Source organism: Lactococcus sp. NH2-7C (genome assembly GCF_029953655.1).
Classification (GTDB): Bacteria; Bacillota; Bacilli; order Lactobacillales; family Streptococcaceae; genus Lactococcus; species Lactococcus lactis.
Genome location: NZ_CP124538.1, coordinates 1,382,892 through 1,396,139 on the forward strand (window position 1 = coordinate 1,382,892; position 13,248 = coordinate 1,396,139).

14 protein-coding genes and 1 tRNA gene are annotated in these 13,248 nt (G+C 36.5%); 3 read left to right on the forward strand and 12 right to left on the reverse strand.

The window, feature by feature from the left end; genetic code table 11:
- Positions 1 to 5 precede the first annotated feature (5 nt).
- Both mutS and QJV49_RS06970 read right to left on the reverse strand, forming a co-directional pair.
- Positions 6 to 2,528: a DNA mismatch repair protein MutS gene (gene mutS, locus QJV49_RS06965; protein WP_225512954.1), complete on the reverse strand. Its 2,523-nt coding sequence runs from the start codon at positions 2,526 to 2,528 to the stop codon at positions 6 to 8.
- 194 nt (positions 2,529 to 2,722) lie between these two features.
- The gene (locus tag QJV49_RS06970) at positions 2,723 to 3,070 is read right to left on the reverse strand and encodes a RicAFT regulatory complex protein RicA family protein (RefSeq protein ID WP_225512953.1); all 348 of its coding nucleotides are present in this window, start codon (positions 3,068 to 3,070) and stop codon (positions 2,723 to 2,725) included.
- Between the two features lie 246 nt (positions 3,071 to 3,316).
- On the opposite strand from QJV49_RS06970, the gene QJV49_RS06975 reads away from it, so the two are divergent.
- Positions 3,317 to 3,763, forward strand: a complete 447-nt coding sequence (locus QJV49_RS06975; protein ID WP_225512952.1) for an Hsp20/alpha crystallin family protein — start codon at positions 3,317 to 3,319, stop codon at positions 3,761 to 3,763.
- Positions 3,764 to 3,817: 54 nt separating this feature from the next.
- On the opposite strand, the gene QJV49_RS06980 is transcribed toward QJV49_RS06975, so the two are convergent.
- The 5 genes from QJV49_RS06980 to QJV49_RS07000 all read right to left on the reverse strand — a co-directional run bounded on the left by QJV49_RS06980 (position 3,818) and on the right by QJV49_RS07000 (position 6,467).
- Entirely contained in the window at positions 3,818 to 4,699 is an 882-nt protein-coding gene (locus QJV49_RS06980; RefSeq protein ID WP_225512951.1) for an NAD(P)-dependent oxidoreductase, read from the reverse strand.
- A gap of 41 nt (positions 4,700 to 4,740) precedes the next feature.
- Complete coding sequence (locus tag QJV49_RS06985; protein ID WP_003132002.1) at positions 4,741 to 4,947, reverse strand: hypothetical protein; 207 nt, start codon at positions 4,945 to 4,947, stop codon at positions 4,741 to 4,743.
- 69 nt (positions 4,948 to 5,016) lie between these two features.
- Positions 5,017 to 5,099: transfer RNA gene (locus tag QJV49_RS06990), tRNA-Leu, on the reverse strand.
- Between the two features lie 139 nt (positions 5,100 to 5,238).
- Positions 5,239 to 5,616: a DUF1634 domain-containing protein gene (locus QJV49_RS06995; protein ID WP_225512950.1), complete on the reverse strand. Its 378-nt coding sequence runs from the start codon at positions 5,614 to 5,616 to the stop codon at positions 5,239 to 5,241.
- Positions 5,616 to 6,467 carry a sulfite exporter TauE/SafE family protein gene (locus tag QJV49_RS07000; protein ID WP_225512949.1) on the reverse strand — a complete coding sequence of 284 codons (852 nt, stop codon included), beginning with the start codon at positions 6,465 to 6,467 and terminating at the stop codon, positions 5,616 to 5,618. Before QJV49_RS07000 ends, QJV49_RS06995 begins: the two co-directional genes overlap by 1 nt.
- Positions 6,468 to 6,652: 185 nt before the next feature.
- Here QJV49_RS07000 and QJV49_RS07005 point away from each other — a divergent pair, with 185 nt between their 5' ends.
- Positions 6,653 to 6,832, forward strand: a complete 180-nt coding sequence (locus QJV49_RS07005; RefSeq protein ID WP_225512948.1) for a hypothetical protein — start codon at positions 6,653 to 6,655, stop codon at positions 6,830 to 6,832.
- Positions 6,833 to 6,902: 70 nt separating this feature from the next.
- Positions 6,903 to 8,414 carry a glucose-6-phosphate dehydrogenase gene (zwf, locus tag QJV49_RS07010; protein WP_225512947.1) on the forward strand — a complete coding sequence of 504 codons (1,512 nt, stop codon included), beginning with the start codon at positions 6,903 to 6,905 and terminating at the stop codon, positions 8,412 to 8,414.
- 192 nt (positions 8,415 to 8,606) lie between these two features.
- On the opposite strand, the gene QJV49_RS07015 is transcribed toward zwf, so the two are convergent.
- The 5 genes from QJV49_RS07015 to QJV49_RS07035 all read right to left on the reverse strand — a co-directional run bounded on the left by QJV49_RS07015 (position 8,607) and on the right by QJV49_RS07035 (position 13,238).
- On the reverse strand, positions 8,607 to 9,134 hold the full coding sequence (locus QJV49_RS07015) for a YqeG family HAD IIIA-type phosphatase (protein ID WP_003132009.1): 528 nt from the start codon (positions 9,132 to 9,134) through the stop codon (positions 8,607 to 8,609).
- Between the two features lie 137 nt (positions 9,135 to 9,271).
- Positions 9,272 to 10,411: a molecular chaperone DnaJ gene (gene dnaJ / locus QJV49_RS07020; RefSeq protein ID WP_010906396.1), complete on the reverse strand. Its 1,140-nt coding sequence runs from the start codon at positions 10,409 to 10,411 to the stop codon at positions 9,272 to 9,274.
- A 113-nt stretch (positions 10,412 to 10,524) separates the two neighbouring features.
- Positions 10,525 to 11,211, reverse strand: coding sequence for a C39 family peptidase (locus QJV49_RS07025; RefSeq protein ID WP_281449121.1), 687 nt, complete (start codon positions 11,209 to 11,211; stop codon positions 10,525 to 10,527).
- Between the two features lie 46 nt (positions 11,212 to 11,257).
- Complete coding sequence (locus QJV49_RS07030; RefSeq protein WP_103055190.1) at positions 11,258 to 11,980, reverse strand: aspartate/glutamate racemase family protein; 723 nt, start codon at positions 11,978 to 11,980, stop codon at positions 11,258 to 11,260.
- A gap of 31 nt (positions 11,981 to 12,011) precedes the next feature.
- Positions 12,012 to 13,238 (reverse strand): carboxylate--amine ligase, encoded by a 1,227-nt coding sequence (locus tag QJV49_RS07035; protein WP_033899272.1) that lies wholly within the window; start codon positions 13,236 to 13,238, stop codon positions 12,012 to 12,014.
- Between the last annotated feature and the right edge of the window lie 10 nt (positions 13,239 to 13,248).

Genomic DNA, 13,248 nt, shown 5'->3' on the forward strand with positions numbered 1-13,248 from the left:
CAAGTTTAAAGTGAATCTTTAAGTTCCCACAAGAAATTTAAGGCCTCTCTTGCAGTCATATTATCAACATTTTTTCTTTTTATCTTTTCAATAATTTCTGAAGAATTTTCGGCAAAATCAAATAAACTGAGTTGTTCTTGTTCATCAGGAACTTTTTTAGCAGGCAAAGGTTTATTTTCTAACTTCTGCAAAATCAAATCTGCTCGCTCTAATAAAGGCTGTGGTAAACCTGCAATTTTCGCCACATGAATCCCATAGGATTTATCAGCTGGTCCCTCTGTTATTTTATGCAAAAATGTCACATTCCCATTTTGCTCCAAAGTTGCAACATGAACATTATCCAAATGGTCAAGTTCTTTTTCTAAATCAGTCAATTCATGGTAATGCGTAGCAAACAAGGTTTTTGCCCCAATATGGTCATGAACATATTCAATAATTGCTTGAGCTAGAGCCATCCCATCATAAGTTGCCGTTCCTCGCCCTAATTCATCAAAAATAATCAGGCTGCGACTGCTTGCCTTTTGAATGGCATGGTTGGCTTCAGACATTTCGACCATAAAGGTAGATTCCCCTGAAATCAAGTTATCACTGGCACCAATCCGTGTAAAGATGGCATCAAAAATTGGTAAATTGGCTGTTTCGGCTGGAACAAAAGATCCAATTTGAGCCATAATAACCGTCAAAGCAAATTGACGCATATAGGTTGATTTACCTGACATATTAGGTCCTGTGATGAGTTGAATATCTGTTTGTTCAGGCAGTTCAATGTCATTTGGCACGTATTCTTGAGCACCCATGACTGCTTCAACTACCGCATGACGACCGCCTTTAATTTCAACAATTCTTGAACCGTCTGTAAGCGTCGGACGGATATATCCTTGTTTTTCCGCAACGACAGATAGACTTTGTAAACAGTCAATTTCAGCAATTGTTTTGGCTAAAGCTTGTAGTCTGCCAATATATTGCTCAGTTTCAGTCCGAAGGCCCATGAATAAATCATATTCTAGAGAAGATGATTTTTCACGCGCTTCCAACATAATTTCTTCAATTTCAGTTAATTCCTGAGAACCAAAGCGTTCAGAATTTTTCAAAGTTGCCTTTCGATAAAAATGTTCAGGAACACTATTCAACTGACTTTGGGTGATATGAAAATAATAACCATCCTTACGATTATAATCAATTCGCAGTGTGGAAATTCCTGTCTTGGCTTTTTCATCTGCTTCCAATTTTGCAATCCAAGAAGTTCCATTTTCAAGAGCCTCCCGATATTTATCTAATTGAGCATTGTAGCCTTTTTTAATAATGCCCCCTTCAGTAATCGTTCTTGAAGCATTCTCGCTAATGGCTGAATTAATTAAACCAGATAATTCCGGAATTTCGTCTAATTGGCTCTCTAACTCTTTTAAAGGAGCTTCATTAAGCATTCCCAAAATATTTTTGATAGCAGGAACATTTGATAAAGAATTAGCTAACTGCAAAAAATCAACTGGAACAGCCTTACCAAAAGAAACACGTGAAGCTAAACGTTCTAAATCATAGACCCCTTTTAAGGCTTCTATCAAATCAGAACGCTCAAAGAAATGGTCTAAGAAAATTTGAACAATTTCCATTCGTTTTTGAATGGCTGAATTTGAAACCAAAGGACGGTCAATCCACGACCGTAGCATTCTGGTTCCCATCGCTGTTTTCGTCTCATCAAGCAACCAATAAAGTGTGCCATGTTTTTTATTTTCTCTTTTATTTGCCGTCAGCTCTAAAGATGATTTTGTCGCAAAGTCCATTTGCAAAAAGTCTTTAATTTCATAATGTTCAACTTCTTGTAAGTGACTCAAATCACGCATTTGTGTTTCTTTAACATAAGCCAACAATTTTGAAGCGACTTGATTCTCTAAGGCGGTCAATCCTGATAAATCCATCAGTAAATTTTCAGGAATTTCAATTTGTTCTGAAATCAAAAGATTCATTTGTCTTTCAAAAACTTTTGACTGACTTTCATCTAAAGTAAAACCAGCTACAATTTCCCGCGCCTTGAGCGAAGCAATTTCTCCTACCACCGCTGAAAATTCGCTGAGCTCTGTCACCTTGAATTCCCCAGTTGATAAGTCCATGTATGAAAGAGCATAATGTTTATCTTTGAAGTCAATTGCTACCAAGAAATTGTTATCAACTGAGTTTGAAGCATCGATTGTTGTCCCAGGTGTAATCACCTGCGTCACTGCACGTTTGACGATTCCGACTGCTTTTTTCGGGTCTTCCATTTGTTCAGCAACAGCCACTTTGTAGCCTAAATCAACCAACTTATCAATATATTCACTTGCTGCATGGTGAGGAACGCCAGCCATTGGAATTGGATTTTCTGAATTTTTATTTCTTGAAGTCAGGGTTAGTTCTAATATTTGGGCAGCATTCACCGCATCATCATAGAAGAGCTCATAAAAATCGCCCATCCTAAAGAGCAAGAAAGCATCAGGATAATCTTGTTTGATGTCTAAATATTGTTGCATTCCTGGTGAAATTTTTTCAGCCATTTTTTTCTTCCTATCCCATCTAAATTTTACTGACGAAAATCTTAACATATCCGCAAGCAAACTTAACACTAAATATCCTAAAACAGAAATTCTATCAGTATTTTTTTATTATATTTTTACTGACAAAAATTATAGAATCACCATAAGTAAGCTTACAAGGTCTATCCTATGCCAGAATTTCTTGTCAGTACTTTTTATTCACCAGTTTCCAACAAAAGATTTACTTTTTCTTCTAATTCACCAGTGATATATTGGACTAAATCATTGACATCCTCTAATTTCGTAGCATAATCTTCGACCAAAGGATGATGCTTAATCCTTTTTTCAATGACTTGAGCCGCCTGTGATGTTTTTTTGTAAGCCTGCATTTTATCAATTTTTTGATATAAAACAGCTTCTTTTTGCAGAGCCTTCATTTCTTCTTGAGCTTTAAAAAGTTCTTGATTAGCCATTAGTGCTGTTTCTGCTTGCTGAAAATCTTTAACATAATCAAGATTTCTAATTTTTTCAACAAGCATGTCCACTAACTCGTCGTAGTGCATCTCAAGTCCTCCTTAAATTTTGTTTAATGACTAATTATTTCTTTCATTAAAAACGCTTAGACTTTATAGAATAATTATAACATTTTTTTTAAGTAATTCGTAAGTAGCTTCTACCTCCCTCTATTAGCAGTCTTTTAAAAAGGCTGCTAATTCCGAGTTGAAATTTTTGACAGTCTGACCAATACTGACTATAATTATAAGTGTAGGGTAAAAAGATAATGAAACCCAATAGAGGAGGTAATTACAATGTCAAACGATTTGATGCACAGTCAAAACAATTGGATGGATTTTGGAGATGATTTCTTTAATCATTTTGGTCGGAATTTCTTCAAAGATGGCTTTGGTTTTCCTGCTTCTCCCCGTCAAATGACAATGAAAACAGATGTTTCCGAATCTGACACGGCTTATAGCTTGAAAATTGAATTGCCAGGAGTAAAAAAAGAAAATATCACTATTGATTATAATGATAATATCTTAACTGTCTCCGCCAAACAAGAACATTCCGATGATGAAAAAAATGATAAAGGTGAAGTGATTCACAGTGAACGTTATTACGGTACTTACAAGCGCTCATATCATTTGCCAAATATTGAAGCCAGCCAAGCAACTGCAAAATATGATGGCGGTCTTTTGAGTTTGGATTTACCAAAATTAAAAACAAATGAAAATAATCACCCTATTGAAATCCAATAAAAATTTAATGAAGATGAAAATCCCTAGCCAAATGGCTGGGGATTTTTTTCAGCTCTATTTCGGACGATGTCCATTTGGCCACCACAACTTAATTAAAGCCTGGGTTCCATCATTTTCAAAACCTTTATCAGCCAATTGCTCATAAAGCTCTTTTGCTCCCTTAGTGGCAGGAAGTTCAAGATTCATTTTTTCTGCCTCAGAAAGTGCAATCCCTAAGTCCTTGATAAAATGCTTAACAAAAAATCCTGCACTATAATCTTCACGAAGGATACGGGGGCCATAATTAGCTAAAGACCAAGTCGCACCTGAACCTCCCCCAACAGTGTTTAAAACTTTATCCAAATCTAGACCAGCCTTTTGAGCATAAGCTAAAAGCTCAGTCATTCCAGTCATTGTACCAGCAATACAAATTTGGTTAGCCATTTTGGTGTGTTGTCCACTTCCAGCTGCCCCTTGATGAGTAATAGTTTTTCCCATTTGTTCAAATAAAGGCAAAGCTTTCTCATAAGTTTCTGAATCTCCCCCAACCATAATGGTCAGCGTCGCATTTTTTGCACCCAAGTCTCCTCCAGAAACAGGGGCATCAAGTGCGAAAGCACCGACTTTTTTAGCTTCTTGATAAATTTCTTGTGCTAAAGTTGGCTCAGTCGTCGTCATATCAATAAGAACTTTTCCTGAACAATCATTTTTGAAAATTCCTTCTGCACCAAAATAAACTTCGCGGACGTCCTTAGGATAACCAACAATTGTAATCACAAACTCAGCTTGAGCCGCAGCCTTTTGTGGATTTTCAGCATAAGTTGCACCACGTGCCACAAGACCGTCCGTTTTTGATTTCGTCCGATTATAAACAATTAAATCATGACCAGCGTCCATAAGATGACCAGCCATTGCGGCTCCCATCACACCTGTACCAATAAATGCTATTTTTGACATTTTTTCTCCTTTATCTAGTTGATCTATAAAATCTGTTTTATCTAATTTTGGTAATCACGACGCTTACGGGCTTTATCTCCCCGCAACCGTTTGATTTTTCGGTTACGATATTCATCCAATTGATAAGTTTTCAGCCATTTTTCAATAGCTACTCGTGAATTTCCTGTTTCTTCGCCAATGCTTGATAAAGAGCGTAAAGGATTTTCATCAATAATTTTCTCTAGTTCTTCTCTTGTTAATCTAGTCATACTTCTCCCTCTCAAAAAGCTCAAAAGAGCAAAAAACGGCCAGCTTCCAGCCAACCGTCCACTTAATCATGGGGAAGAAGGGATTTGAACCCTCACGCGATTTCTCGCACATGCACCTGAAGCATGCGTGTCTGCCATTCCACCACTTCCCCGGGTGGTCATAACGTTGTCCTTTTCCTAAGCTGCTAAAAGCAGCTAGCGCAAAGGCACTTCCCAGCAGGTCATAACACTTTTCTATAATATCAGTTTAATAGAAAAAATGCAAGTTGAAAATCCGCTATGACGCCCTATTTAAGCACCTCCGTGCCCTACAAACATTGCAACAATTAATATAATCAAAACCAAAGTTGTAATTGCCACATAGAGTTTATCTCCTTCTTTTGCGAAGGCTACAATTGAAGCAACTACTCGTAAAACAGGAGTCAAAATTAAGAGGAATAAACCAGTCATCAACCAAGCCAATGCTTTAAATTCAACTAAACCACTTAAAATTTCATTAAATTTATCTGGCCAAACCCCTTCGGCATAGCCTGAATGCCCGCTTAGGAGAAACATCAAAATTCCAATAATAATGACTGTAGCACTAACAAAGACACCAGCACGAAGAATTTTTCCGATGTTTCGCTCTATTTTGAGTAACTCTTCTTTTGTCAATTCTTTACTTCCCATTAGAATGATACCCCCAATCCTTTAAGTAACATTTGCAATGCCATAATTAAAATAACTGGAATGAAAATCAATCGAATTGTTTTCGCTGGTAACTTAGGCATAATTTTTGAGCCCAAAGCTGCACCGCCAACAATCCCAATAGCAAGGGGCCCTGCTAAACTTGGATTAACATAGCCATTGAAAAAATAAACCGTTGCAGAAGCCGCTGCTGTTACTCCAATCATCAAATTTGAAGTCGCTGTTGAAGCTTTTAAAGGCATTTTCATCATTGAGTCCATTGCCATGACCTTAAAGACCCCAGAACCAATTCCCAAAAGACCTGACGCAACACCAGCACCAAGCATTACAGCAGCACCACCTGGAACCTTTTCTACTTGATAAGGAATTTCCTTACCAAGCTGCTTATCATAATAACTAGAATTTAATTTTAATTTCTCAGCTATCTTATCTGACTCAACTTTTTGAATCACTTCTTCACCTTTATGCATTTTCCGCCACATATTGTAGCCTTGGAAAATCAATAGGCAACCAAATAGAATATTTAAAATCGTCGCATCAAAAAATCCTGCTAAAATTGCACCAACTAAACCACCAATTGTGGTAAATATTTCCAAAAACATAGCAGTACGAACATTAATCATATCATCTTTCAAATAAGAAATGGCCGCACCAGAACTTGTAGCAATAACGGCAACAATACTTGCCCCAATGGCATATTTAATATCAACACCAAAAAATGTCGTAATAATGGGCGTGATAATAATTCCACCCCCAAGACCCAAAATTGAGCCAAATACCCCTGCGACGAAACCAAGAAGTAACATCAACAGAGTAAATACTAATAAAGACATGTGTTTCTCCAATCTAATAACCCTATTCTACCAAAAACTTTTTAAAGCTGCTTGTTCCTTTGATTAAGTTACTTTATCATGAACATTTAAATACTATTCTATTTTTTAGAACCCTAATTTATGATATAATTCTTATAAGATTAATGCTTCACAAGAGTTTTTGAGGCAACTTATTGGAGGTTAAAATGAATAGACAAGAACTTGAGACACGACTTCGTCAAGAGCTAGCAATTCCCTTTTATAATGCTAAAATAGCCGAGCGCAATTATAGCGAGTCCGAATTTCAAGAAATGAAAGCTGAACTTAAAGCCGATATTGAACAGTATGCTCATGATTACGTCAATGAAACTAATACAAATGGTTAAATTTTACTGACAGAAATTCTAAATCAGTCTGTCAGTAAATTAATTATTGTTTTTTAAAAAAGGAAAAAATATGACCGAACAAAAACAAGCACTTTTCACCATCTTCGGAGCAACTGGTGACCTCGCTAAAAGAAAGCTCTACCCTTCACTCTTTCGCCTTTTTAAAAAAGGAGAATTAGCTGACAATTTTGCAGTCATTGGTACCGCTCGCCGTCCATGGACAAACGAATATTATCGAGAAGTCGTCTTAGAGTCTATCAAAGATTTAATAAACTCAAAAACAGAAGCCGCAGACTTTGCCAGCCATTTCTATTATCAAAGTCACGATGTTAGCGACAGCTCACATTACGTTAACTTAAAAGATTTGGGTGAAAAATTGCGTAAACAGTATAAAACTGCTGACAATCAAGTCTTCTTTTTAGCAATGGCTCCTCAATTTTTTGGTACTATCGCTGAACACCTTAAATCAGAAAATATTTTGACAGGTGAGGGTTTTGAGAGAATCGTCATTGAAAAACCATTTGGGACAAGCTACGATACTGCAAAATCACTTAATGACAGCCTCGCAAAAGTATTTAGTGAAGAACAAATTTTCCGAATTGACCACTACCTTGGAAAAGAAATGATTCAAGCTGTTTCGGCTGTTCGTTTTGCTAACCCAATTTTTGAATCACTCTGGAATAATCAACACATTGATAACGTTCAGATTACCTTTGCCGAATTTATCGGCGTCGAAGACCGTGGCGGTTACTACGAAACTTCTGGTGCTTTAAAAGATATGATTCAAAACCATGTCTTACAAGTACTCAGCCTCATTGCCATGGAAAAACCTGAAAAATTTGATGAAGCTTATATTGTAAAAGAAAAAGTTAAAGCTCTTAACGCAATCCGTCAATATTCTTCTGAGGAAGCTTTAGAAAACTTCGTTCGTGGTCAATATATCGCAGGACGTTTTGACGGCGAAGATTACCTAGGTTATCGTGAAGAAGATTCTGTTGCACCAGACAGTCGAACTGAAACTTTCGCTGCCGGGAAATTCGTTATTGATAATGAGCGTTGGTCAGGCGTTCCTTTCTATGTTCGCTCAGGAAAACGTATGACTGAAAAAGGAACTCGTATTAATATTGTTTTCAAAAAAGATAAAGACAATCTCTTTGCAGAAAATTGCGATGACCAATCCGTTCAAAATGTTTTGACCATTTATATTCAACCAACTGAAGGGTTTTCACTTTCAGTAAATGGAAAAGCGGCTGGTCAAGGCTTCCATTTAGAGCCTTTGCGCTTAAATTTCCGACACGATAGTGAATTTCTTGGAAATTCTCCTGAAGCATATGAAAAACTTTTCCTAGATGTCCTTAATGGAGATGGAACAAATTTCTCACATTGGGAAGAAGCGGCTCGCGCCTGGGAACTTATTGATGTTATTCGAGAAGCTTGGGATAAAGAAACTTCTGAGCTTCCAACTTATGCGGCTCGCACAATGGGACCTAAGGCTGCATTTGACTTACTAGAAAAAAATGGTCACGAATGGGCTTGGCAACCTGATTTATGGTATCAAGAACGTGGTTACTACAATAAATAAAGAAAAAAACCTGTCTTAACGATAGGTTTTTTATCTTTTCCACAAACTTTTACACAGTTTTCCACATATTTGTGGAAAGACTTCACAATTCTGTGGAAAACTTTCTGTTTTTATCCGTAAAATAAGATAAAAAAAGGAATTTACTTGTGAATTTATTTTTCCACAGGTAAAATTATTTTTTGAAATCTATTTTTATAAACTTGTTTTCCACACAGGCTCACCATCTCGAGCAATCAATTTTTTCCAAACGCGTCGTTCACGCCAACGATTCACTTGTGTACTCCAAGAGTCTGATGCAACTAAAGGTTTGACTAAAATACTTCTGACGCCGGCACGATGAGCAGCTCTAATATCCGTCATCAATTGATCACCAACCATAATCACATTTTCAGGACGCTCATCAAGCAATCTCAAGGCTTTTTTTATCCCCCAAGCAAAAGGTTTCATTGCCCGCCAAATATATTGAACACCAAACTTTTCCACAGCACGAGCAACTCTTGCTTGTTTATTATTTGATACAACCACCACTTTTAAACCATTTTCTCGCATATCCAAAAGCCAAGCCAAAAGCTCTGGAGTTCCGTCAGGATTATCCCAGGCAATTAGAGTATTGTCCAAATCCACCATTACGGCACGAACATTCAAGGCTTGCAGACGTTTAGGGTCTAGTTGATAGACAGCTTCCACTAAATAATCAGGCTTATAATTATCAATTTTCATGCCCCTATTATATCAAAAACTTACAGAAATTCCTGTTTTCTTCCCTAAAAATACTGACAAACTTGTCAGAAAAAAAATAGAGAACAAAATTACTGATAGAACAAAAAAGCCGCCAAAAGCGACTTTTACTTTTATTTTTATTTAAACTTATCAAAGAAACCTTTTTTACCTGAACCAGAGACTTCAACACCACTTGCTTTAGCAAAAGCTTGGAGCGCTTCTTTTTGAGCTTGATTCAAATTCTTAGGAGTGACAATATTGATAATAACATATTGGTCACCATTACCAGAACCACGGAGTTTTGGCGCACCTTTACCTTTTAGACGGAAATTAGCCCCTGTTTGTGTTCCAGCAGGAATTTTCAACTTCACATTTCCATGAACAGTCGGAACTTCAATTTCATCACCTAAAGCAGCTTGAACAAAGTCCATTGGCATCTTGTAGTAAATTTCTGCACCATCACGCTCAAATTTGTCTGAAGCTTCCACTTGGAAAACAACATACAAATCACCATAAGGTCCACCATTTACACCAGCATCACCTTGTCCTTGCAAACGCATTTTTTGTCCAGTTTCAACACCAGCAGGTACAGTAACCTTAACAGTATGTGCCACTTTTTCATGACCTGAACCATGACAAGTTTCACATTTCTCTTTGATTTCTTTACCTGTTCCGTTACAAACATCACATGTTACTTGTGTTTGCATCCGTCCAAGTGGTGTATCACGAACAACATTAATTTGTCCACGACCACCACATTTATGACAAGTTTCTGGATGTGTGCCAGCTTTCGCTCCAGAACCTCCACAAGTGTGACAGAGTTCTTCACGATTATATTTGACTTGTTTTTCCACGCCAAAAATAGCTTCTTCAAATTTTAAGTTTATCCGATACTGTAAGTCATCTCCTTGACGGGGTGCATTAGGGTTAACTTGTGCACCACCTCCTCCAAAGAAACTTGAGAATATATCTTCAAAACCACCAAAGCCACCTGAGCCACCGCCGAAACCAGAGAAACCAGAAGCTCCGCCGAAGCCACCGCCACCAAAGCCGCCATTGGCTCCAGCTTCACCATATTGGTCATAAGCAGCACGCTTTTGTTCATCCGAAAGCGTTTCGTATGCTTCTTGAACTTCTTTATATTTTTCTTCAGCACCCTCTTCTTTATTTAAATCGGGGTGATATTTTTTGGACATTTTACGATAAGCTTTTTTTATTTCATCTTGACTGGCATTTTTATCAACACCTAGTCGTTCATAATATTCAGTATTATTCATTTCTAAATTACTCACTTCCTTTACTAAATCAATTTTTCAATAGCACTATTTTACCACGTTTTTTCATTTTTGGCAAAAAAATTAGCACTCTTTTTATACGAGTGCTAATTTTTTTATAAAAATTCTATCGCAAATTGATTTGTTCCACTATAAACCGAATCAATTGTAGATTCAGCTAACCAATATTTTCCTTTTATTGGATCAGTAACATGAAACTCATTTTTCTTTTCGTTATACCCATCTAAAATAACAGCATGCGTATTAGCTACAACCTTATAACCGTAATAATCATCGTAAGTGATATTAGGTTCATCAAAATCAATCGTCACCCACATTTCAACTAAATGTTCTGATAAAACAGCATCTTTAATCTCGCTAATACTTTTTCCAGATAAGTCAGCAACTTGGATATTATTTTCTTGAGCAAAACTCATCAAAGCTGTGGGCCAAATCGTTGGAAAACCACCATCCGGGATGTCTTCATCAGACGTCCAAGGATTCCCAGCATAACCACTTCCTGGATCACCTCCCCAACCCACATACGGCAAAGATTCAATCCAATCAGTGACCGTCCTACCCTGAGTTTTATCCAAATAGACCAATGCATTGTAAAAAGAAACAATTTCACATCCCTGGTAGGCTCCGATTGTCATTTGATTAACATCACCAGTTTTCATCAAAACATAATCGCACTTACCCTTACGATCAGTTTGGACAAAAGTTTTTGATGCAGATGTTAATTTTTTATCTTCTTGATTCTTAGGATTTACAATTAAAGTAAAAATAAGTAGACAGGCCACAAGAACAAATAAAATTACGACCTTTTTTTAAAAAAGTTTTTTCTTTTTAATAGTCATCTAATAAATCTTTTTTTCCCATCATAGATATTGTTCGATGTACAGTTTCAGCTTGTGCATCTATTATATTGTACTCTTTTGTCAAATCATAGGCTTCATATAAGACTGACAATTCTGTACAACCTAAAATGGTTACTTCACAATTCATTTCTGACGCGACATCAGACAAAATTTCCTTATAAAGTTCAAAATTAAGATTTCTATTTTCCTTAACTTCTTGATAAATCAAGCGATTTACCTTTTCTTGCAATTGATCATCTGGAATTACCGCTTCATATCCTTGTTGTTCCAAGGCCTCACGATAAACTCCTGTCAAAATTGTTCCTTCAGTCGCTAGCACGGCCACCCTCTTAGCTTTTGGAAAGTGATGGCTAATACTATCAACGGCTATGCGTGGCATATGTAGAATCGGAATTTCTGTTGCTTTTTGCATCTCATCAAAATAATAATGAGCCGTGTTACAAGGAACAACAAAAAATTTTGGTGAAAGTTGACTGTGAATCTTAATATCATCAATCAACTTTTCTTCTGGATTTTCCAATGAAGGATTCTTGATATAATCTGTTCGGTCAGGAATTGTCGCATGATTAACTACGATATAATTCAAATAATCTTGGTCACGATAAGCCTCTGTTCGTTCATTCAGCGTATGAATAAAACTTTCAGTCGCAAGAGTACCCATTCCCCCCAAGATTGTAAAGAAGTTTTCCATTATATCCCCCTGTCCTTCTTATTCTTAATTTTTATTTGTGAAAGTACGTTTTAAATGCCCCAATATAGCGATGGAATGCATATTTCATCAAAAGATAACGTTTTGGTGAGTTATCCTTAGAATAAAATAGAGTTGTCCCATAGTTTCCTGAATTAATAAAACGACGAATTTCTTCTTTAAAACTAGGATTTACATATTTGAGCAATACTTTTTTAGGAACCCCTAACCAAAGTTTTGATCCTTTTCCATAAATTGTCTCAGTAAAAGGTTCATTGTTAATACGGTCAGCAACTAAATAACGTGTCAAATTGTAACCATTTAAAGTAACATAAAAGGAGCTTCGTCCTTGACGTAAGTTAATTTCAAAAAGTTTATAAGAGCCATCACGTGGGTCATATTTCATATCAAAATTAGCAAAGCCTGTATATTCAATTTTTTCAAGAAAATCCTGAATTTGTTGATAAACTTGTTGATTATAATCAGGCAAAATCGCCACATAATTCCCAATCGCTTTTGGACTTGGATCCTCAAGTAAGGGATGACCCAAACACATCATGCGAACTTTATGATTTTTATCTACATAAGCGTTCAGAACACGCATATTTTCATCCCCTCCAGGAATGAAATCTTGAATAATCATCTCATCAGGATAACCAGCTTCATAGCAACGATGCAGCATCAACTTCATTTCTTCGTTAGATGCAATCGTGAACGCTTTTTTCTGTCCTTCAAAGTGCACATCTAAATAAGAAATAGAATTCCCTGGTTTTAAAATCATTGGATAAGGGAAAGTTAACTCATCTACTAAAGTATCTATTTCTGATTTTGGATTAACTAATACCGTTTTTGGATAAGGTAAATTATATTGTTCACAGATATTGTAAAAATCAGGCTTATTTTCTAATTGACGATAAAGCGCGTAGTCAATATAAGGCACTTCAAAAAATTTCGAAAGTTCCTCACGATATTTTGAAGCAAGTAGGGCATAACCGTCCCCACAAGCTACTAAAAGATATTTTTTCTTACTGTCTTTATGTTTACTTGCAAAATCACGAAGCACCTGAATAAAAGTTTCTTCATGGTCAAAATTTTCATGAGTTTGTACTTCAACAATTTTTGAATACTTTGTTGGAGCTAATCCAGAAGCACTTAAAGCCAGAGAAGTAATTCCAAATTCTTCATGAAATGAACGAGCCATTCCATAGACGTTGATATCAGAACCTAACAAGATAGGTTGAAATTTATTTGTTTGTGACACAAAAACCTCC